Origin of the sequence: Rhodococcus sp. H-CA8f, assembly GCF_002501585.1 — a bacterium.
GTDB lineage: Bacteria > Actinomycetota > Actinomycetes > Mycobacteriales > Mycobacteriaceae > Rhodococcus_F > Rhodococcus_F erythropolis.
Genome location: NZ_CP023720.1, coordinates 2,547,707 through 2,566,871 on the forward strand (window position 1 = coordinate 2,547,707; position 19,165 = coordinate 2,566,871).

23 protein-coding genes and 1 pseudogene are annotated in these 19,165 nt (G+C 61.6%); 12 read left to right on the forward strand and 12 right to left on the reverse strand.

Going from position 1 to position 19,165, the window contains the following annotated elements; all coding sequences use genetic code 11:
• Positions 1-38: 38 nt before the first annotated feature.
• Positions 39-884 (forward strand): hydroxyethylthiazole kinase, encoded by an 846-nt coding sequence (thiM, locus tag CPI83_RS12055; RefSeq protein WP_020908130.1) that lies wholly within the window; start codon positions 39-41, stop codon positions 882-884.
• Positions 884-1,993, forward strand: a complete 1,110-nt coding sequence (locus CPI83_RS12060; protein WP_097387258.1) for an LLM class flavin-dependent oxidoreductase — start codon at positions 884-886, stop codon at positions 1,991-1,993. The genes thiM and CPI83_RS12060 overlap by 1 nt, the downstream gene beginning before the upstream one ends.
• Here the strand turns inward: CPI83_RS12060 and CPI83_RS12065 are convergent.
• Positions 1,986-2,336, reverse strand: a complete 351-nt coding sequence (locus CPI83_RS12065; protein ID WP_019748936.1) for an inorganic pyrophosphatase — start codon at positions 2,334-2,336, stop codon at positions 1,986-1,988. The genes CPI83_RS12060 and CPI83_RS12065 overlap by 8 nt on opposite strands.
• A gap of 2 nt (positions 2,337-2,338) precedes the next feature.
• Positions 2,339-3,118 (reverse strand): helix-turn-helix domain-containing protein, encoded by a 780-nt coding sequence (locus tag CPI83_RS12070; RefSeq protein ID WP_202022306.1) that lies wholly within the window; start codon positions 3,116-3,118, stop codon positions 2,339-2,341.
• Between the two features lie 56 nt (positions 3,119-3,174).
• Between CPI83_RS12070 and CPI83_RS12075 the strand changes: the two genes are divergently transcribed.
• Entirely contained in the window at positions 3,175-3,567 is a 393-nt protein-coding gene (locus CPI83_RS12075) for a VOC family protein (protein ID WP_019748934.1), read from the forward strand.
• 72 nt (positions 3,568-3,639) lie between these two features.
• Here CPI83_RS12075 and CPI83_RS12080 read toward each other — a convergent pair whose 3' ends face one another.
• The 5 genes from CPI83_RS12080 to CPI83_RS12100 all read right to left on the reverse strand — a co-directional run bounded on the left by CPI83_RS12080 (position 3,640) and on the right by CPI83_RS12100 (position 7,055).
• Positions 3,640-4,683 (reverse strand): alpha/beta hydrolase family protein, encoded by a 1,044-nt coding sequence (locus tag CPI83_RS12080; RefSeq protein ID WP_020908125.1) that lies wholly within the window; start codon positions 4,681-4,683, stop codon positions 3,640-3,642.
• A gap of 150 nt (positions 4,684-4,833) precedes the next feature.
• Positions 4,834-5,199 carry a DUF3349 domain-containing protein gene (locus tag CPI83_RS12085; protein WP_020908124.1) on the reverse strand — a complete coding sequence of 122 codons (366 nt, stop codon included), beginning with the start codon at positions 5,197-5,199 and terminating at the stop codon, positions 4,834-4,836.
• An 11-nt stretch (positions 5,200-5,210) separates the two neighbouring features.
• On the reverse strand, positions 5,211-5,537 hold the full coding sequence (locus CPI83_RS12090) for a DUF3349 domain-containing protein (RefSeq protein WP_020908123.1): 327 nt from the start codon (positions 5,535-5,537) through the stop codon (positions 5,211-5,213).
• Positions 5,538-5,571: 34 nt separating this feature from the next.
• Entirely contained in the window at positions 5,572-5,853 is a 282-nt protein-coding gene (locus CPI83_RS12095; RefSeq protein ID WP_003941641.1) for a hypothetical protein, read from the reverse strand.
• A gap of 14 nt (positions 5,854-5,867) precedes the next feature.
• Complete coding sequence (locus tag CPI83_RS12100) at positions 5,868-7,055, reverse strand: inorganic phosphate transporter (RefSeq protein ID WP_097387259.1); 1,188 nt, start codon at positions 7,053-7,055, stop codon at positions 5,868-5,870.
• A 183-nt stretch (positions 7,056-7,238) separates the two neighbouring features.
• Here CPI83_RS12100 and CPI83_RS12105 point away from each other — a divergent pair, with 183 nt between their 5' ends.
• The 3 genes and pseudogenes from CPI83_RS12105 to CPI83_RS12120 form a co-directional block, all read left to right on the forward strand.
• Positions 7,239-7,547, forward strand: a complete 309-nt coding sequence (locus CPI83_RS12105; protein WP_019748929.1) for a pyridoxamine 5'-phosphate oxidase family protein — start codon at positions 7,239-7,241, stop codon at positions 7,545-7,547.
• 96 nt (positions 7,548-7,643) lie between these two features.
• Complete coding sequence (locus CPI83_RS12110) at positions 7,644-8,102, forward strand: DUF5994 family protein (RefSeq protein WP_003941615.1); 459 nt, start codon at positions 7,644-7,646, stop codon at positions 8,100-8,102.
• 769 nt (positions 8,103-8,871) lie between these two features.
• Positions 8,872-9,154, forward strand: a pseudogene (locus CPI83_RS12120) (ATP-binding protein); the annotation flags it as partial.
• A gap of 86 nt (positions 9,155-9,240) precedes the next feature.
• Here CPI83_RS12120 and CPI83_RS12125 read toward each other — a convergent pair.
• Entirely contained in the window at positions 9,241-10,182 is a 942-nt protein-coding gene (locus CPI83_RS12125; RefSeq protein WP_069146901.1) for an alpha/beta hydrolase, read from the reverse strand.
• Between the two features lie 110 nt (positions 10,183-10,292).
• Here CPI83_RS12125 and CPI83_RS12130 point away from each other — a divergent pair, with 110 nt between their 5' ends.
• The 5 genes from CPI83_RS12130 (at position 10,293) to CPI83_RS31325 (ending at position 14,167) form a co-directional block, all read left to right on the forward strand.
• Positions 10,293-11,258, forward strand: a complete 966-nt coding sequence (locus CPI83_RS12130; protein ID WP_097387260.1) for a YafY family protein — start codon at positions 10,293-10,295, stop codon at positions 11,256-11,258.
• Between the two features lie 122 nt (positions 11,259-11,380).
• Positions 11,381-11,875 carry a hypothetical protein gene (locus tag CPI83_RS12135; RefSeq protein ID WP_232816912.1) on the forward strand — a complete coding sequence of 165 codons (495 nt, stop codon included), beginning with the start codon at positions 11,381-11,383 and terminating at the stop codon, positions 11,873-11,875.
• 57 nt (positions 11,876-11,932) lie between these two features.
• On the forward strand, positions 11,933-13,168 hold the full coding sequence (istA, locus tag CPI83_RS12140) for an IS21 family transposase (RefSeq protein ID WP_097387261.1): 1,236 nt from the start codon (positions 11,933-11,935) through the stop codon (positions 13,166-13,168).
• On the forward strand, positions 13,168-13,953 hold the full coding sequence (istB, locus tag CPI83_RS12145; RefSeq protein ID WP_097387262.1) for an IS21-like element helper ATPase IstB: 786 nt from the start codon (positions 13,168-13,170) through the stop codon (positions 13,951-13,953). The genes istA and istB overlap by 1 nt, the downstream gene beginning before the upstream one ends.
• Positions 13,954-13,963: 10 nt before the next feature.
• Positions 13,964-14,167 (forward strand): YdeI/OmpD-associated family protein, encoded by a 204-nt coding sequence (locus CPI83_RS31325; protein WP_269801283.1) that lies wholly within the window; start codon positions 13,964-13,966, stop codon positions 14,165-14,167.
• A 144-nt stretch (positions 14,168-14,311) separates the two neighbouring features.
• Here the strand turns inward: CPI83_RS31325 and glnA are convergent, their stop codons facing one another.
• Positions 14,312-15,748 (reverse strand): type I glutamate--ammonia ligase, encoded by a 1,437-nt coding sequence (gene glnA, locus CPI83_RS12155; RefSeq protein ID WP_021344608.1) that lies wholly within the window; start codon positions 15,746-15,748, stop codon positions 14,312-14,314.
• 213 nt (positions 15,749-15,961) lie between these two features.
• On the opposite strand from glnA, the gene CPI83_RS12160 reads away from it, so the two are divergent.
• Positions 15,962-16,435 (forward strand): RDD family protein, encoded by a 474-nt coding sequence (locus CPI83_RS12160; protein ID WP_019748923.1) that lies wholly within the window; start codon positions 15,962-15,964, stop codon positions 16,433-16,435.
• Positions 16,436-16,507: 72 nt separating this feature from the next.
• Here CPI83_RS12160 and CPI83_RS12165 read toward each other — a convergent pair whose 3' ends face one another.
• The 3 genes from CPI83_RS12165 to lipB all read right to left on the reverse strand — a co-directional run bounded on the left by CPI83_RS12165 (position 16,508) and on the right by lipB (position 19,163).
• Positions 16,508-17,263: a DUF4191 domain-containing protein gene (locus CPI83_RS12165; protein WP_003941625.1), complete on the reverse strand. Its 756-nt coding sequence runs from the start codon at positions 17,261-17,263 to the stop codon at positions 16,508-16,510.
• A gap of 76 nt (positions 17,264-17,339) precedes the next feature.
• Positions 17,340-18,350, reverse strand: coding sequence for a lipoyl synthase (gene lipA, locus CPI83_RS12170; RefSeq protein WP_003941610.1), 1,011 nt, complete (start codon positions 18,348-18,350; stop codon positions 17,340-17,342).
• A gap of 51 nt (positions 18,351-18,401) precedes the next feature.
• A complete protein-coding gene (gene lipB, locus CPI83_RS12175; protein ID WP_042952174.1) occupies positions 18,402-19,163 on the reverse strand; it encodes a lipoyl(octanoyl) transferase LipB in 762 nt (253 codons plus the stop codon).
• Positions 19,164-19,165: the final 2 nt, after the last annotated feature.

The window sequence follows — 19,165 nt, forward strand, 5'->3', positions numbered from 1 at the left end:
CGCAGTCCCCAAATACCTCCCGTCCTGAAGGAATTCTCATGTCTGACACTGTCTCTGTCGAAACCGTCGCGTCGGCGATCGACGCACTCCGCGATCAGGTACCGCTTGTCCAGTCGCTGACGAACATCGTTTCGGCGAACTTCTTGACCAATGTTCTGCTCGCTGCCGGCGCAAGCAACGCTCACATCGACAACGTTCATGAAGCGGGTGGGTTCGCTGCCGTCGCCGGGGGAGTGCTCGTCAACCTCGGAACGCCGGACGACGGGACAGCCGAAGCCTTCCTGATTTCCGCAGAAGCGGCCCGAACTGCCGGTACGCCATGGGTTTTGGATCCAGTCGGTGTCGGCGGACTACCCTGGCGGAGCGGTATCGCTGTGGATCTGCTGCGCTTTCACCCCAGCGCCATCCGCGGGAACGCATCGGAGATCATCGCTCTGGCCGGACTCGGGGGTGACACCCGCGGCGTCGACAGTGCCTCCGACTCCGCCGACGCAGTGCCCGCCGCTCTGTCACTCCTGACGCATGCGGATGCCGTGTCGGCATCAGGCCCGGTCGACTACATCGTCGGCCGCGATGGTGGCGGCGACGTTCGGGGCATCCGAGTCTCCGGTGGCAGCGCTCTGTTGCCGCGCGTGACCAGTACCGGTTGCTCTCTGGGAGGCCTGGTCGCTGCCTACCTCGCCGTTACGCCGACCGCGCTGGACGGATTGGTTGCCGCGCATACGCACGTTGCCGTGGCATCGGAGATCGCCGAGGAAAATGCCTCAGGTCCTGGTTCTTTCGCGGTCGCGTACCTCGACGCGCTCTACACCGTGAATGCGGACACCATCCGCTCACGTGCCCGAATCGAATCGTTCGACCTGCCGGCTGGAGTGCAGAACTGATGGGCGTCAAGACATTTTGGTATCTCACCCAGGCCGACGGGGACTACCCGTGGAGCCCCGGTGGGCTGTTCCCCGTGGACGGGGCCAGGCAGATCGAGCTCGCGAAGACCATCGACGACGGCGGATTCGAAGGTGCGCTTGTTGCCACCTGGCCGAACGATCCGTTCATTTCGGCGACGTGGGCGGCAGCGCACACCACGCGCATGAAGTTCCTTGTCGCCGTCTACGCGAACATGACGCCGGCGCGACTGCTGGCGGAGAAGGCATTGACTTTCGACGCCTTCAGCGGTGGCCGACTGTTGATCAACTCGGTCAACGGACGCGAAAACATCCTGACCAAGTACGACATGAACGTGCCCCACGACGAGCGTTACGAGTTGGGGGAGCAGTACTGGGCGGACTTCCGCCGCATCTACGCCGAAGGCACGGAGTCGAACTTTCCCAACACACCACTGCGTATCGATGCGCCCGCTGGGCATCAGGTTCCGCTGTGGGGTACCGGTGATTCGCCTGCAGGCCTGGCGAATTCAGGCAAGGTGCTCGACACCTATCTGGCGATGTTGCGCGAGACTTCGTTCATCGAAGACAAATTCTCTGCCGCACGGGCGGCGGCGGAGGCAGCCGGGCGCGAGTTCACCGACTTCGGTGCGCTGACCGGGGTGATCGTTCGCCCCACCAAGGCGCAGGCGCACGACCGGTTCCGTTCGTTGTTCGAGAAGACGGGCGTCGAGCAGATCGCTCATGTCTTGGACAACGCAGTGCGTCGTCGTACTCAGGGGAAGCAAGACCTCAAGACTTTCACCGCTCGCGACGCACAGCGGCAGGGCTGGGCGGACAAGATTGCTTCCGGCCGACTTCCGGAACCGGAGGAGTTGTACGTCGGTGACGGGCTGTACGCGGGTATCACAGCGTGGTCGCCTCTCGACATCTTCGGCACCGGGTCATCGGCGGTGTACTACGTCGGCGATCCGGATTCGATCACGGACTCGGTACGCACGCTTCGCGGCCGAACCGGTTTGACTGCACTGATCCTGGCAGGTTGGCCGCTGATCGAGGAAGCGAAGTGGGTTGCGGAGCATCTTGTTTCGCGATTCGACGAACTCAGCTGACTTCGCGCCGCAAGACAGTGGTACCGAGACCCAAAGTGTCGCGGAGAAATGCTGCGGCAGTGCCGATTTCATCGGCAGTGCAGTCGAGAAGGATCTTGACTTCCACGTCCTTCTTGTCGATGTCGGCAATAACGGCCATGGCAACAACGCCGTTGCCGACGGCAGAGCCTCGGAACAGATCGATCCCGTCGCCGTCCGCGCTGACGGTCCCGTCGAGATAGCCGTAATCGAGCGGATAAATCGCAGCGGGGTAACGCGGGTGTGCCGACCCTCGGGGGCGATCGATCACGACAGTTGACGTGGCAGCCAGGTGATCGAGGGCGGAGAACAGGTCTTCGCTCATCGTTATCGGTGCTCGCGCAGTAGCTGAGTCGGTGTCAGGCCTGTCAGCGCTCGCGTATCGCGCGCGAGGTGGGCTTGGTCGGCGTAGCCGGCGCGACCGGCCAGCGACGACAGCGTGAGATTTGCATCGCGGCTGAGAGTCAACACGTCCTGGATACGTTGCACTTTCTGAATCATTTTGGGGGACAGCCCGATCGACGACGTGATCGAGCGTCGAAAATGGCGTTCGGAAACACCGAGGTCTGCGGCGATCTCTCGTATCGGAGTCGAAGGGGAGGAGATGAGCGCGGAGTAACCACGCTCGATTCCGTGGTCGGGTTCCAGTCCGCGCCACAACTGGCCCAGTAGGTGAGCGTCGACTGCCTCGTGGCTAAGGGCGTCGGCAAGTACCCGCGCTTGTCTGGAAGTGAGGATGTCGTCGAAGGCGATCTTCGAATCCTGCACCGCGTCGGCCGCTGTGCCGAGCAGGCTCCGCAGAGCCGGCGGATTGATCCGGATGCCCCACATGGTTGTACCGGCGGCGACCGAAACCAGATCGGCACCGGTTGCGGGTCCGACGAGCCACGACTTTCCGGTGCTGTCGACGATGAAGTCTGCGCAGAGATCGGGAAGAATCCGCTTTGCTTCCGTGGGCGCATGGGGGTCAGTAGTGCTTTTCCACGCGCAACTGAAGAGGCCGGCCGAACCGGTGATCCGAGTCTCGACATAGGTGTGGCCGTTTTGTTCAAGACTCGACGCTACCGTCCGACTACCGTCAAGAGCGAGGGTGTCAGTGCCGGTCATCAGATCATCGTCACACACTCGCCGATCACTTCTCGACCCGAAACAGGAGAAATACCGTGTCCGTCTCTCCGAGACTCGATCTCGTCGGAATCGTCACCAACGATCTCGCGCGTTCCCTCGCGTTCTACCGAACCCTCGGGCTCGACATTCCGGAAACACCCGCTGACGCTCCACACGTGGAGTTCACTTTCGACAGTGGGCTTCGGCTGGCCTGGGACGCGCTGTCCACCATCGCGAGCTTCGATCCTGACTTCGTTGTCGGGGAAGGTCGACACCCCGTCGCTTTGGCCTTCGATTTCGGGACACCCGCTGCAGTCGACGAGGCGTATCAGCGCATCACAGCCGACTTCCCCGGACACAAAGAGCCATTTGATGCCGTGTGGGGCCAGCGCTACGCCGTTCTTCTCGATCCCGATGGCAATACCGTGGATCTCTTTGCCGCGCTCTGATTTCGAACGACGCAGGCCCCGACCGAAATTCGGTCGGGGCCTGCGATTGTCGGTGATCGAGTCTTTGTCAGTTCACCAAGCGTTGAGGGTGTCGAGGATCTGGCCTCGGGCCTTCCACAGTTCCGCGCCCCAGTACGGCCACGAGTGAGTGCCGTTGGCCGGGAAGCTGTACGTTGCCGGAATTCCCAGGGAGTTCATGCGCAGCTGGAATGCCCGTGAGTTCATCAGGGCAAGGGCTTCGAGGCCGATGGCGCTACCGGTATTCACGAAGTCGACGGGACGACGCGGTTGATCGAACTGCCCGGGTAGGCCGCTCGCGGCGGAGATGTACAGAGAGAGCCCAGCCAGCTCGGGTGCAAACACGAAGGGGTCGTTGCGGAGCCAAGCGGGGTTCCATGGCGGTCCCCACATGGCATCGACATTGAAGGACCCTGCGCTGACCATGGCCACGCGGATTGCTTCACGCATGCCGGGAGCTGAGATGTTGAGGTATCCCGAGAGCGATCCGGCGAACTTGAACTGATCGCGGTGATAGGCGGCGAGCGTCAGTGCCGCGCTGCCACCCATGGACAATCCGAGCACACCGTTGTTGGTTCGGGAGACGCCGCGCGATTCCAGATAGGCGGGAAGTTCCTGGGTGAGGAAGGTTTCCCATTTGTACGTGACCGGCTGGCGATTCAAATTGCTGTTCGCATACCAGTCCGAGTAAAAGCTGGACTGCCCGCCGACCGGCATGACCAGGGTGACGTTGTCGCCGCGATACTGCTCGAGAGCGTTGGTCTCGAAACTCCATGCGTTTCGGTCGTCGCGTGCTCGTAGACCGTCGAGAAGATAGAGCGCCGCGTTGCCGCCGCGCGAAGCCCACTGGATCTGAACCTTGATCGGCCCCATCGAGGAGTCGACGAACACCTCCTCGTATCCACCGGCCGGGGCGGTGCGCGCGGGCGCTGCGGTCGCTACTGATCCGCTGATCAGGCCTGCGGTCAGGGGGAGTGCGAGTGCTGTCGCGGCGAGGCCGAGGATCCGACGCTTGATTCGTTTCGAAATGCGGTTTCTCGAATCATCCGGGTTCGAAATATCTGGGTTCTTCGCCAAATCTGTTTGAGCCTCGTGCATGTATCACTCCCGCCCCAAAGGTGCTTGCACACCGAAATCCGACCGAGCCCCCCGAGGCACGGAATTCCTGATGACACTAAGTGGTCTGTATTGACGTCGACGGCTCCGTTACCGTTTCGTTATCAAACTGGTCTGATTCAGGTAGTGCCGTCATGCGTCGTCGACCGGAGGTTGCGCGTCGATTTGCCACCCTCCACGAATCAGGTGTTCACGTACCCGGGCGACGTCCGATTCGTGCGGAATATCGTCGGTGACCTTGGTGATGAGGACGCCGATGTCGATCGGATCGACCGAACCGGGAAAGTCGATCGGATCGACCGAACCGGGAAAGTCGATCGGATCGACCGGAACCGGAAAGTCGGCGACGAGATCGTCGGCAAGAACGGCGATCTCGTCGTCGGACAGCTGTCGCCGGAGCAGGGCCATCAAAGGGACGTAGTCCTGCTCCGGCACACCGTTCGGATACCCGGCACGCAGCCAGCCGAGTATCGAAGCCAGAAGTGGTGGAAGACTCAACGAATCGAGCTTCAGTCGTTGTCGAGATCAGCGAGGGGCCACCCGGCGGCGGCCAGGACGGAGGCAACGCGCGCGATGTCCTCGTCCGAGGGAGTCTGGCTCGTGAGATCGGCGATCTGAGCGCTGATCTCGTCGCTCGAGATCACCTGGTCGCTGTTGACGTCGCTCAGTTCTGCGAGTGCAGCGCCGATGGCAATGTCTCGAATTTGCGCGTCCGAGAGCTTGCGTCGTAGCAATGCGACCAGCGGAATGCGGTCCTTGGGCGGTATGCCTTCGGGGTAGCCGGCGCGAAGCCATTCCAGAATGGATTGAGGAAGGGATGGAGTCGGTGCAGTCACGGTGATGTCTTTCCGCTCGTGAGGGCGCACGGGATCAGAAGATCTCGATGCCGAATGTGTGGCTGAGGAAGCCCTGCATGATGAAGAGGATTCCGGTGACGATTGCGATGAGCACTACCGCGAAGCACACCACTGCGCCTGCCACGGCCAACGGACTGCGAGCCGCGACGGCAGTGCTCCCGCCGCCACTGCCACGTTGCCCGGCGTCGAGGGACTTCAGACCGATTGCGAAGATCGCCGGAAGTCCGGCGCCAAGCAAGAGGCCGACAAGTACGACCTGCCAGAGCGAGTCGACGGTGTTTTTCAAGATATCCATGTCGATTCCCTCTTTCAGGCTTTGACGTCGGTGGTGACGCGGGCGTCCGGACCGGGGACCTCTGCAGGCACCAGGCCGCCATCCCACTCGGCGTTGACGTTGCTCGGATCGATGGGCTCCTTGCGGGAGCGCAGATACATCCAACCGGCCAATGCGATGAGCACAGCGAAGACGACCAGGACACCGGGCAGGCCGCCGACGATGTTGGCCAGTCCCCAGCACAGAGCGCCGACGATCGCAGCGGACGGGAGAGTGATCAACCAGGCGACCGCCATACGTCCGGCGACGCCCCAACGAACCTCGGCGCCCTTGCGTCCCAGACCGGTTCCCATGATGGAACCCGTCGCCACATGGGTGGTCGAGAGTGGAAGACCGAGGTGGCTGGAGGTGAGAATGATGGCAGCAGAAGATGCTTCGGCCGCCATGCCCTGCGGCGCGGCGATCTCGACCAGGCCCTTGCCGAGTGTGCGGATGACTCGCCACCCGCCGAGGTAGGTTCCGGCAGCGATCGCGAGTGCGCAGGTGAGCTTGACCCAGAACGGCATGTCCGCGTCGGCGGAGATGGTTCCATGGGCGACCAAGGCGAGGAAGATGACGCCCATTGTCTTCTGAGCGTCGTTGGTGCCGTGGGCGAGGGAAACGAGTGAAGCCGAACCGATCTGGCCGAGTCGGAAACCCTTGTCCTTGGTTTCCTCACCGACGTTGGAGGTGATGCGGTAGATGAGCCAGGTTCCGGCCGCTGCAACCAAGCCGGCTACGACGGGAGCGACAACTGCGGGGATGACAACCTTGCTGAGCACGCCGCTCCAGGCGACACCGCTCATTCCGAGGGACGCGATGGCGGCGCCGATCAGGCCGCCGAACAGTGCGTGTGAGGAACTCGAGGGGATGCCGAGCAACCACGTTGCCAGGTTCCAGATGATGCCGCCGACAAGGCCGGCGAAGACGATGGTGAGCAGCGCTTGGCCACCCACATTTCCGAGGTTCACCACGCCCTTGGCCACGGTGGCAGCAACCTCTACCGAGAGGAAAGCTCCGACCAGGTTCAAGGAAGCAGACAGAGCGACTGCCACCTTGGGCTTGAGGGCGCCGGTTGCAATCGACGTGGCCATAGCGTTGCCAGTGTCATGAAAACCGTTGGTGAAGTCGAACCCCAGAGCGGTTACGACGACGACGAGGAGAACGATGAGTTCCGCATTCACGAGAAGTCATGTTCCAACACCTGCGGGCCACAAATCGACCTGAGACGTGGTCGTTCCGCGACATTTCCATCACTCGGCACCTGTTGTTCATCTTCGTCCGGATAATTGTCCGTTTCGAAACGCGCGAGGCATAGAAAATTCATTCGTGTGCATGGTCGTGGAGTTTGTGGAGGCATACGCCAATTGCCGGACGGACGTATCGGGTTCTGGACTTCCTCGAAATCGGGTAAGGCCAAGCGGCTGCGGAACAACCCACGCGTCACCGTCGTGCCGTGCAACAACCACGGAAAGGTTGCCGACGGCTCTTTGCTGGTTGCCGGGACCGCTCACTTGGTGAGCGGCGGACCTGAATTCGACGAGATCCGCAGCAAAGTGAACGCGAAATACGGTGTGATGGTGCCGATTTCGAAATTCTTCAACACCCTCGGTCACATCGGTAATGGTCCGTTCCCGTATGGCGACACCGGCGTGATCATTTCCGTCGATGCGTAGTCGGGATTGCGCAGCGGAGTAGCCTGAAAGTATGGAACCCACGACCGGGCGCCTCTGCCTGACGGTTCCACGAATCCTCCGTTAAGGAGCCTCGTCATGGCGCACATCAGCACTCTCGACTATGCAATGGAAGCGCCGCAGCGCCATGTCGGGCAACCTTTCCCGTCGCCGACGCGGACTCCGCGGTTCCTGCTTCGTGGTCAAGGCGCCGTCAAGGCATCGGTAGACGGCGCGTGGTTCCCATGGACCACCAACGTCACGGCGGAGCTTCACGATCTGATATCCGCACTTTCGCTGAGGTTGGGGCCGATCGCGCGGGTTGCGTTCGACTGGAACACGATCAGCAGCGCGCAGCGTCGTATCGACGAGGTCGACGGACTGGAAGTGCGGGGTCCGTACCCTGGCCAGCCTCACGATTTGATGTATCTCGACGACATCTATGGTCGTCAACTCGTTCTGATGATGATTCCGCCGTACACGGATCCGGACCGTGCGTACGAGATCATGCGGCGGTTGGTTGATCCTGGCCGTAGCGAAACCTATCGGGTGCAGTGAGATCTTTTCTGACGCGCGGGGTCGAATCTTTCGATTCCTGAACATGCGTCCAGTTTGTCTGGTTTGATGGTTCTCGTAACCACAATCTCAGGCGCATTCCTTCAGGTCAGCGCTTGGGCGCGGCAGCTTGACTCCCTGCCGTGTCGTCGGTCCGGCATGTCCACCACCCTCCCACTGTGCGTGAGCGCCGGATCGAATGAAGCCCCGCCCTCCCCACGGGGGTGGGGCTTCTACTTTGTACGGGCTGACCGGCGTTCGCATTGCCGAATCCGCCGGGTCGTTCGGAAGTTCGGGACGCCCTGGTCCGTAGCATCGCCACTGTGAACATTTCTCTACTCGGTGCGGCGGGGCTTCAGGACTGCGCCGACAGTGGAATGGACTGTATGGACGGATTTGGGGCGTTCGTTCTTCTGTACGTCGGCGGATTCACTCTCGCCTTGATATGGATTTCCGTGTGCCTTGTCGGAACAGCCGATGTGGTTTCCGTGTCCCGGCGAATTGGTGTGTGGCGAGCAGTCGCCTTCTTTTTCGGGATTTGGCTTGTGCCTATCGCCGGGTTGAGTGCATGGCTTGTTTTCCGACGCTCTCGTTAATTCTCGAAAGTGGACCCGGAGAGGTAGACGCGTTTCCGGAGCCCGGTAACTTGTTGGATCAGAGGCGATTTGAATTGTGGCGAGAGGCTCTTGTCGATGCAGCAGGCGACAACGTCCATCCAGGCCATGCCGGAACTGGTTGGGCCTGGGCCAACTGGCAGTGGGTGGTCGGGACCGCCCGCTACGGCCGAGTGGATCTGCTCGGCATCGACGAACTCGGTTACATGGAACTCGACAAACGAGGCGCCGAGCTGCTTTTTCAGGTGTTGACCGAACGGGAGGAAAAGAACTCCGTCGCCATCGCCTCCGACGCGTCGTTCTCCGGCTGGACGACAACGTTCACCGAACCACGACTTTGCGCCGCCATCGTGGATCGGCTCACCTTGCGGCGGCAACATCATCGAAACCGCCACCGACTCTTACCGACTCGTCCACATCCGAGCTCAGCAATCCGCTTGATACACACAAGGTGGGTCCGGATCACGCCCCCTATCGGACTTGAATGAGACTGACATTTTCACTGAGACCCGCACCTAGCCTTGAAACTATGTGGCATCCTGCCGCTTCAGCCAGTTCAAGATCGCTTGGTTGGTCTCTTCGGGTCTTTCTTGCTGGATCCAGTGACCGCAGTCGAGATTGACTACTTCCACATTGGGCACGAACTCTGTCAAGTTCTCAGCCCTCGCGATCGCGTCACGGTCGCCGTAGATCATGAGTGCGGGCTGTTGGATAATCGGGTCCACCTCCGCCAGCAAATGCCAGTTGCGGTCAAGGTTCCTGTACCAGTTCACACTGCCCGTGAATCCTGTCGATTCGAAGGCGGAGACGAAAACGGCCAATTCGCTATCGCTCATCAGAGGCTCACCGAGTGGTGTCTCTGCTCTGGCGAGATCGATCAGCGCCATACCCGGCTGAGGCTCCCTGAGGGGTTCGTTCTTCCGGTACAGGTTGCGGAGGAACCGGAATGTGTTGTCTTCGAACACCGCGTCCGCGACGCCCGGCTGTCGATTGAAATGGACGAAGTAGAAATCACCGCCAAGCACGGCTTCCATGAACTCAATCCAGGGCTGCTCTCCGCGATCCTGGTAGGGCAGGCTCAGGTTGATCACTTTGTTTACCCGGTCCGGGTGCAACAGGGTCAGGCCCCACACGACAAAGGCACCCCAATCGTGACCGACAAAGGTGGCATCTTCGTAGCCGTAGTGATCGAGAAGTGCGATGAGATCACCCGCCAAATGTTCAATGTCATAGTCCGTCACTTCGGTCGGACGTGATGAATTGCCGTAGCCGCGTTGGTTCGGGACGATGACGTGGTAGCCCGCCTCGACAAGGGCGGGCACCTGGTATCGCCAGGAATAGGCGTGCTCTGGCCATCCGTGACACAGCACGATGGGATTCCCGGCATTGTCTCGCCCTGCTTCGAAGACTTCGAGTTCCACGCCGTTGACTTGGATGAGGACGGGCCTGGGGAAGTCGGATGGATTCACGGATGCTCCTTTGAGTTGAGTACCGATCTCGTGTCTGGATCGACCGGTTGCTCCGACGTTAGGGAGCATCGTGGACACATAAAGTCCTAGATCGCTGGCAATCTGAAGAAATGCGGAACGATCCCACAGGCCGAGCACTGCAATTGCTCTCGCTCCTTCAGACCCATCGCTTCTGGCACTGTGCCGAACTTGCCGCACGACTCGATGTCACGCAGCGGACGGTGCGCCGCGACATCGATCGCCTACGCGACCTCGGTTATCCGGTCGATTCCACGTCCGGAAAGTACGGGGGCTACCGACTTGCAACGGGGACACACGTGCCGCCCCTGATCCTCGACGATGACGAGTCCGTGGCGGTAGCCGTCGGACTGCGCTACGCCGCCGAGGCCGCCATCGGAGGCATCGAAGAAACATCGCTGAGCGCGCTGACCAAGATCGAAGCACTCCTGCCCCATCGACTACGCCGACGTGTGTCGGCACTGCATTCGAGCGTCAGTTCCATGCGGCGGGCAGAAGACGACATCGTCGACCCCGAAGCGCTCAGTGTGCTCGCTGCGGCATGTCGCGACCACGAGCACGTTCGTTTCGACTACCGGCGAGGTGATGGCGAGAGCAGCAGACGGCTCGTCGAGCCGCACCGCCTTGTCACGGCGGGACGTCGTTGGTACCTCGTAGCATGGGACCACCATCGTGCGGATTGGCGAACATTTCGACTGGACCGGCTCTCGGAGCCCTGGCTGGCAGGCAGTCATTTCACGCCACGCGAGATCCCGGGCGGTGACGCGGCAGGCTTCGTCGCGAGATCAGTCGGCTCGCCACCCCGTCACCACGATGCAAAACTCGCCATCGAAGCTACGTTCGCCGACCTCGAGGGCGTACTGAGATGGATTGACCACACACCGATCGAGGTGGCAGCGGAACGCTGCCTTGTCGAGATCCGCAGCGAAGATCTCGGCAGGCTCGCCATGACGGTTGCGCGCATTGCGCTCACCGCCCCAGTGGTCGTCATCGAACCAACCGAGCTTGCCGACACCGTCAGTCGGCTCGCCCTTCACCTCAGGGTCTCGCCACCATGACAGTCAGAAGAGGATTGTGCGACAAGACCATTCATGTCCAGGTTGCCGCGGGGACGTGTTCCCTGCGCGGGCCCCTCGTCTATCGAGACACGTATCCGTTCCCCTGTGAGCTTGGAGAGTAAGTGACCAATTCGAAATCATCGCCGGCTTCCATCCACCCCCCGACGTGGAAGTTCGACTACCCGATCATCCACGCCGAGACTCGGGACCAGTGGCGAACTTGGCTGACGGACAATCACACGTCAGGCCGAGGTGTGTGGTTGTGCTCTTGGCGCGCCACCACCAGCCGACCACGCTGCCCCTACCCTCAGGCCGTTGAGGAAGCCATCTGCTTTGGTTGGATCGATTCCACCAACACCATCTTCGACGAAGAGCGCAATTTGCAACTGTTCACGCCTCGTAGACGCAAGAGTTCCTGGACCCGTCTCAACCGCGAACGCGCAGCGGATATGGAGGCGCGTGGCCTTATGACCGCTGCTGGTCGTGGTGCCATTGCTGCCGCGAAATCCACTGGTTGGTGGACGATTCTCGACCAAGTCGAAGACCTCGAGGAACCATCTGACTTGCAGGCGGCGCTGGACCGGGACCCGCAAGTGTTGACGACGGTTGAAAAGTAGTCCAGAAACGACGGTCCAAAACTAGACCACCCAACCAAGATCGAATGGGTGATCTCCATGGAAGACTGGGCATTGATCAGGCACCTCCACCACAGCGAAAAGCTGTCCAAACGTGCCATCGCCACCAAACTCGGTGTCGCCCGTGACACCGTCACCAACGCTCTGGCCAGCGACGGACCACCGAAGTATCAACGACCACCCGTCGAATCCGCGATCAGCACCGTGGAACCGAAAATCCGGGCACTGCTCTCACAGCATCCGATGATGCCGGCAACGGTGATCGCCGAACGGATCGGGTGGAGCGGGTCGATCAGTTGGTTGCGTGAACGAATCCGGGCGATCAGACCTGAATACGCGCCGGCGGACCCGGCGGATCGCCTCGTTCACGATCCTGGGGAGGTTGTGCAGTGCGATCTGTGGTTTCCGCCGGCGTCGATTCCGCTCGGCGGTGGTCAGTCCGGTTCCCCGCCGGTGCTGGTGATGGTTGCCGCATTTTCGCGGTTCATCACCGCGATGATGTTGCCCAGTCGGGTCACGATGGACCTGGTTGCCGGCATGTGGCATTTGCTTTCACATGATCTCGGTGCGATCCCTCACCGTCTGTGGTGGGACAACGAATCCGGGATCGGCCGCCGTGGCCGGCTGACGGATCCGGTGACCGCATTCGTCGGAACGGTCGCCACGACGCTGATCCAGCTCAAACCGTTCGACCCCGAGTCCAAGGGCATCGTCGAACGTGCAAACCAGTTTCTGGAAACCTCGTTCATGCCCGGTCGAACGTTTTGTTCACCCGACGACTTCAACACACAGCTGGCGGAGTGGCTCCCGATTGCGAATTCTCGGGTTGTACGCCGGATCGGTGGTCGCCCAATAGATTTGGTGTCTGTCGATACCTCGGCAATGTTGTCGTTGCCGGCGGTTCCGCCGCCAACCGTCGCATGCTCGCAAATTCGTCTGCCGCGGGACTACTACGTTCGGGTCCTCGGAAACGATTATTCGGTGGATCCGTCGGCGATCGGACACATGGTCGATGTTGCGGCCGACCTGCGTAGGGTTGCAGTGACCCGGGAAGGTCGAGTGCTTGCCGAACATGATCGGCGATGGTCACGGGGGCTGACGGTCACCGATCCACTGCATGTGGAATCAGCCGCCAGGTTGCGAGAGCAGTTCCAGAACCCGACACCTACTTCCGCCGAGGCGGACCAGTTGATCCGGGATCTGGGCGATTACGACCGCGCGTTCGGAGTCGAGTTTCGTTGCGCCGCATCATTTAATGATGAGACGGTGTTGTGATGGCCGATACGGATTCGCTCAAGGACATCGAGCACTACGCTCAGGCATTGAAGGCGCCGCGCATTCGAGAATCGGCAGCACGGCTGGCGGAGCAGGCCCGCAGCGACGGATGGAGCCACGAGGACTACCTCGCCGCGGTGCTGTCGCGTGAAGTCACTGCTAGGGAATCGTCTGGCTCACAGACCAGAATCCGGTCGGCCGGATTCCCGACACGGAAATCGTTGGAGGAGTTTAACTTCGACTATCAGCCATCACTCAGCAGGGAAACGGTGGCACATCTGGGTACCGGGGTGTTCTTGACGCAAGCGCGCAATGTGGTGCTGTTGGGTCCTCCGGGGACCGGCAAAACGCATCTGGCAATCGGGTTGGGAATCAAGGCGGCACAGTCCGGACATCGGGTTGCATTTGCGACGGCGGTCGATTGGGTGGGCAAGCTCAAGGCTGCGCATTCTGCGGGAAAGCTGCCGGCGGAGTTGGTGAAGTTGCGACGGATCGGGTTGATCATCGTTGATGAGGTCGGTTACATCCCGTTCGAGCAGGACGCCGCGAACTTGTTTTTCCAGTTGGTGTCGAGTCGATATGAGCATGCTTCGCTGATTTTGACGTCGAATCTGCCGTTCGGCCGGTGGGGTGACGTGTTCGGCGATCAGGTGGTTGCGGCCGCGATGATCGACCGGATCGTCCATCACGCAGAGGTTTTGACATTGAAAGGATCGAGTTATCGCCTCAAGGACACCGGGATCGATACGTTGCCGTCCGTGAGGGCAGATAACGCGGCACAATGAATACATCGTCGTGGTCTGGTTTTCGTCCGTCGGGGGTGGACTAGTTTTCGACCGTCGTTCACAGCAAGCGCGAAGCAACTGGGACAGTTTTCCGCCCAGCGCCCGCAAACAGATGCTTTGGTGGATAGTCTGTGCCGCTCGAGACGCAACACGGGCAGGTCGAATCGCCCATATCGTCAACAATGCGGCCATCGGCGAACGTGCTCGCGGCTGATCCGCGATTCGACCGCGTCCGGTATGAAGGCCGGTCATCATCTGTCCGAGGGGTTTCCCTCGGACCGAAACAAGTCCACCCGCCCCGCAGAAGCGGGACGGGTGGACTCGGTACTCGCAGGTCTGACTTACGTCAGGATGCGGATCACACGTCGTAGTAGAGCTCGAACTCGTACGGGTGCGGACGCAGGTTGACCGGAGCGATTTCCTGCTCGCGCTTGAGCGAGATCCAGGTCTCGATCAGGTCGGTGGTGAAGACGCCACCCTCGGTCAGGTACTCGTGATCGGCTTCGAGGCGGTTGATGACCGTCTCGAGGCTGGTCGGAGCCTGCGGGATGTTGCGAGCCTCCTCCGGGGGAAGCTCGTAGAGGTCCTTGTCGACCGGAGCCATCGGCTCGATCTTGTTCTTGATGCCGTCCAGGCCGGCCATCATCTGTGCAGCGAAGTTGAGGTACGGGTTACCCGAGGAGTCGGGTGCGCGGAACTCGAGACGCTTTGCCTTCGGGTTGTTGCCCGTGATCGGGATACGGACAGCTGCCGAGCGGTTGCGCTGGCTGTACACGAGGTTGATGGGGGCTTCGTAGCCCGGCACCAGACGGTGGTACGAGTTGATCGTCGGGTTGGTGAAGGCCAACAGCGACGGAGCGTGGTGCAGGATGCCGCCGATGTAGTGGCGAGCCATGTCCGAGAGGCCTGCGTAGCCGGACTCGTCGTGGAAGAGGGGCTTGCCGTCCTTCCACAGGGACTGGTGGACGTGCATGCCCGAGCCGTTGTCACCGAAGAGCGGCTTCGGCATGAAGGTCGCGGACTTGCCGTGCTGCCAGCAGGTGTTCTTGACGATGTACTTGAACAGCTGCAGGTCGTCAGCCGCTGCGAGCAGCGTGTTGAACTTGTAGTTGATCTCCTGCTGTCCGCCGGTACCGACCTCGTGATGGCCGCGCTCGAGCTCGAAGCCCGCGTTGGTCAGGTTGGTGGAGATTTCGTCGCGCAGGTCCACGTAGTGGTCGTACGGAGCGACGGGGAAGTAGCCACCCTTGGCGCGAACCTTGTAGCCGAGGTTGGGGGAGCCGTCGGCGTTGGTCTCAGCGCCGGTGTTCCAGGAACCGGAAACCGAATCCAGCTCGTAGAACGCGGAGTTCATGCCGGAGTCGTAACGAACCGAGTCGAAGATGTAGAACTCGGCCTCGGCGCCGAAGAATGCGGTGTCCGCGATGCCGGTGCTGACCAAGTACTCCTCGGCCTTGCGGGCAACGTTGCGCGGGTCGCGGCTGTAGGACTCACGGGTGAACGGGTCGTGCACGAAGAAGTTGATGTTGAGGGTCTTCGCCTTGCGGAAGGGGTCGATCTGCGCCGTGGTGACGTCGGGAAGCAACATCATGTCGGACTCGTGGATCGACTGGAATCCGCGGACCGAAGATCCGTCGAATGCGAGGCCGTCCTCGAATACGTCCTGGTTGAAAGCAGACGCCGGGATCGAGAAGTGCTGCTGGACGCCGGGCAGGTCGCTGAACCGAATGTCGACGTACTCGATGTTCTCGTCCGCGATGTACTTGATGACCTCTTCGGCCGTGGTGAACGCCACGCTTGTGCTCCTTAAGTCGCTTCAGCCAAGTGATGTCGGTTGAATCCGTCGAGGCAGACGGTAGGGAGCTGGTGTTGCCCGCTCGTCAACCCTTTGTTTCGGCAGTGTTACGCGTCGCAGCATCCTGGGGTTTTCCGAAGTCCATGTGACCGGCCACACAGTTAAAACCCGGCAAATCTGGACTACGGTGCTGCGACGCCTATCCTGGACAGCATGGCACGTATCACCGGAACTTGGCTCTCTGGGCCGCAAGCAGCTTTGCCGAAGAGCACGGACGGCCGTGAGCAGTCGTACCGTGGCGAGTTCCTCGGTTTCCCTCAGGAGGGGCCGGGTTCGCTGGTCGGTTCGGGCCGTCGTATCGCCGCACTGTTGGTGGATTGGGTCATGGCCGTGGGAGTGGCCTCGCTCATCACCGGAGACTTCTTCGACGGTATGACCTCGACGGTCACACTGATGGTGTGGTTCGCCGTCGGTGTCGTCACCGTGGCGCTGTTCAACTTCACCCCGGGGCAGTTCGTCCTCGGACTTCAGGTTGCGCGAATCGAAGGCCCGATCCGAGTGGGCTTCGTGCGCGCGTTGGGGCGTCAGGCGCTGTTGGTGTTCGTCATTCCCGCGACCATCACCGACATCGACGGTCGCGGTATGCAGGACCGCGCGACCGGCACTTTGCTCGTGAAGTCGCGCTGACACAAACTTCTCGAACGAAGAAAGACCCGGGTCCGTATGGGCCCGGGTCTTTCGTTTTGCTGTGGGGGAGTGTCAGCGACGACGAATGGTTCGCTGCATTCCCTTCATCTTCGCGCCTCCGGGCATCGGGCCCTTGGGAAGCGCTGCTCCGCCGCCGCGTGCGCTGAGCGCAGCGAGGCGCCCTTCGATGTTGTCCATGCGCTTGGTGTCGATGTTGCGGGGCAACTTGTTCAAGTAGCGCTGGAGCTGCGAGAGCGGAACCTGGCCCTCGTCGTTGCCGATGATGATGTCGTAGATCGGGGTGTCGCCGATGAGGCGGGCAGTCTTCTTCTTCTCCTGCGCGAGGAGGCCCTTGACGCGTTGCGGCGAACCCTCGGCGACGAGGATGACACCCGGCCGTCCGACGACGCGGTGAACGGCGTCGAGCTGGGTGGTGCCGGCGACGGCATTCGTGACGCGCCACGCGCCCTGCATGTTGTCGAGTGCCCACGCAGCGGCACCGGCCTGGCCTTCAGCCTTCTTGTACACCGATTTCTGGACGCGGCGACCGAAGATGATGAAGGCGCCGAGGAGACCGAGAACGATGCCGATCGGCAGCAGGAACCACTGAAGGCCCCAGATGAGACCGACCAGGAAGAAGACCAGAGCAGCACCGACGAGGGTGCCGATCATCAGCGGAAGGAGGAGCTTGTCGTCCTTGCGCTGCATCTGGAATGCCTGCCAGAGCTGAGTTCTACGTTCCTTGGAAGCCTGCTTGCGGGCAGCCTTCGCTGCAGCCTTTGCCTCTTTGGTGGGTTTGCCCTTACCGGATTTGCTGCCGTTCGCCATGTACCCAGGATACGTCCATTGCTGTGCGCCTTTACTAACCGCCCGCGGTTAATAAAGGCGCACAGCAAAAAGTGGATCAGCGATTCAGGCGCGCCATGAGTGAGCTGGCTTCCTGGGAAGCGTCTCCGCCCTCGGTCAGATGACGCTGCGCCTCGGGAAGTTCACGGCCGTGATGTGCCATGGCCTGCGCATACAGGCGGCCGGCGCGGTACGACGAGCGAACCAACGGACCGGCCATGACGCCGGCGAAGCCCATCTCTTCTGCAGCCTTGGAGTGTGCGACGAACTCCTCGGGCTTGACCCACCGCTCGACGGGGTGGTGCCGGGGCGAGGGGCGCAGGTACTGGGTGATGGTGAGGATGTCGCAACCGGCGGCGTGGAGATCTGCCATCGCCTCGGTGACCTCTTCAGGGGTTTCGCCCATACCGAGGATCAGGTTGGACTTGGTGACCAGTCCGTAGTCGCGTGCTGCGGTGATGACGTCGAGGCTGCGCTGGTACCGGAATGCCGGACGGATCCGCTTGAAGATGCGGGGGACGGTCTCGAGGTTGTGTGCGAGCACCTCGGGGCGTGAGGCGAAGACCTCGTCGAGCAGTTCCGGCTTGCCGTTGAAGTCCGGAACCAGGTTCTCGACGCCGGTGCCCGGGTTGAGTTCGTGGATCTTGCGGACGGTCTCGGCATAGAGCCAGGCGCCGCCGTCGGGGAGGTCGTCGCGGGCGACGCCGGTGATCGTGGAGTACCGAAGCCCCATGGCCTGAACGCTTTCCGCGACGCGACGGGGCTCGTCGCGGTCGAGGGCTTCGGGCTTGCCGGTGTCGATCTGGCAGAAGTCGCAGCGGCGTGTGCACTGCTCGCCGCCGATCAGGAATGTGGCTTCGCGGTCTTCCCAGCACTCGTAGATGTTGGGGCAGCCTGCTTCCTCGCAGACGGTGTGCAAACCTTCACGCTTGACCAGGCCCTTGAGCTCCGTGTACTCGGGGCCCATCTTTGCGCGGGTCTTGATCCAGTTGGGTTTGCGTTCGATGGGCGTCTCCGCGTTTCGGATCTCGAGACGGAGCAGCTTACGTCCTTCTGGGGCGATAGTCACGACAGTGATCCTACGCCCGGTGATTACTGCAACGGGGTTCGGGCGAGCCCGTCAGCTGTACTGAACGGTAGTAAAAGTCGGAGTAGGCGAGGCGCTTTCGAAGGTGACGCGCTCGACGTTCCGTTCGGTGACGGGCATGGTTCCGTCGAGAGCAGCGATCACTGCCTCGGTCACAGCGGGAGTGACTTCGTCCACGGTGACGTCGCGACCGAGTTCGTCCGACAGCGTCGTCACCCCGGCGTCACGGATGCCGCAGGGAATGATGTTGTCGAATCCGGTCAGGACCGAATTGCAGTTCAGGGAGAAGCCGTGCAGTGCCACGCCCCGTTGGACGCGCACGCCGATGGCAGAAACCTTGCGCTCGGGCTTCCATTGCCCGTTTGCGAGTTCGGCGGGCAGCCAGACGCCGGAGCGGCCGTCGATGCGCCCGCAATTCAGCCCGAGGTCCGTGCACACCGTGATCAGTGCTTCCTCGATGCGTCGGACATACCGCACCACGTCGATCGGCTCGGCCAGTTTCACGATCGGATATCCGACCAGCTGGCCGGGGCCGTGCCAGGTGATCTTCCCGCCGCGGTCGACGTCGATGACAGGTGTGCCGTCGACGGGACGGTCTTCGGGTTCCGTGCGTCGTCCTGCCGTGTACACCGGCGGGTGTTCGAGGAGCAGTAGCGTGTCCGGTCCGATGTCGTCTGCCCGCGCTGCCGCGAGCTCACGCTGGCGGTCCCACGCGGCGTTGTAGTCAGTCAAACCGAGTTGCTCGACGGTGATCGGCAGTTTCGAGAACCGGGCGGAAACGTCAGCGCTGCTCATGG

Excerpts from the sequence above, each read along its gene's own strand:
- istA (WP_097387261.1), top strand. The coding sequence starts at position 11,933 with ATGGAAGACTGGGCATTGATCAGGCACCTCCACCACAGCGAAAAGCTG.
- CPI83_RS12095 (WP_003941641.1), bottom strand. The coding sequence starts at position 5,853 with ATGGATATCTTGAAAAACACCGTCGACTCGCTCTGGCAGGTCGTACTT.
- CPI83_RS12165 (WP_003941625.1), bottom strand. The coding sequence starts at position 17,263 with ATGGCGAACGGCAGCAAATCCGGTAAGGGCAAACCCACCAAAGAGGCA.
- lipB (WP_042952174.1), bottom strand. The coding sequence starts at position 19,163 with ATGAGCAGCGCTGACGTTTCCGCCCGGTTCTCGAAACTGCCGATCACC.
- CPI83_RS12080 (WP_020908125.1), bottom strand. The coding sequence starts at position 4,683 with ATGCACGAGGCTCAAACAGATTTGGCGAAGAACCCAGATATTTCGAAC.
- CPI83_RS12060 (WP_097387258.1), top strand. The coding sequence starts at position 884 with ATGGGCGTCAAGACATTTTGGTATCTCACCCAGGCCGACGGGGACTAC.
- CPI83_RS12130 (WP_097387260.1), top strand. The coding sequence starts at position 10,293 with ATGCGGAACGATCCCACAGGCCGAGCACTGCAATTGCTCTCGCTCCTT.
- CPI83_RS12110 (WP_003941615.1), top strand. The coding sequence starts at position 7,644 with ATGGCGCACATCAGCACTCTCGACTATGCAATGGAAGCGCCGCAGCGC.
- istB (WP_097387262.1), top strand. The coding sequence starts at position 13,168 with ATGGCCGATACGGATTCGCTCAAGGACATCGAGCACTACGCTCAGGCA.
- CPI83_RS12160 (WP_019748923.1), top strand. The coding sequence starts at position 15,962 with ATGGCACGTATCACCGGAACTTGGCTCTCTGGGCCGCAAGCAGCTTTG.
- CPI83_RS12070 (WP_202022306.1), bottom strand. The coding sequence starts at position 3,118 with ATGACCGGCACTGACACCCTCGCTCTTGACGGTAGTCGGACGGTAGCG.
- CPI83_RS12065 (WP_019748936.1), bottom strand. The coding sequence starts at position 2,336 with ATGAGCGAAGACCTGTTCTCCGCCCTCGATCACCTGGCTGCCACGTCA.
- thiM (WP_020908130.1), top strand. The coding sequence starts at position 39 with ATGTCTGACACTGTCTCTGTCGAAACCGTCGCGTCGGCGATCGACGCA.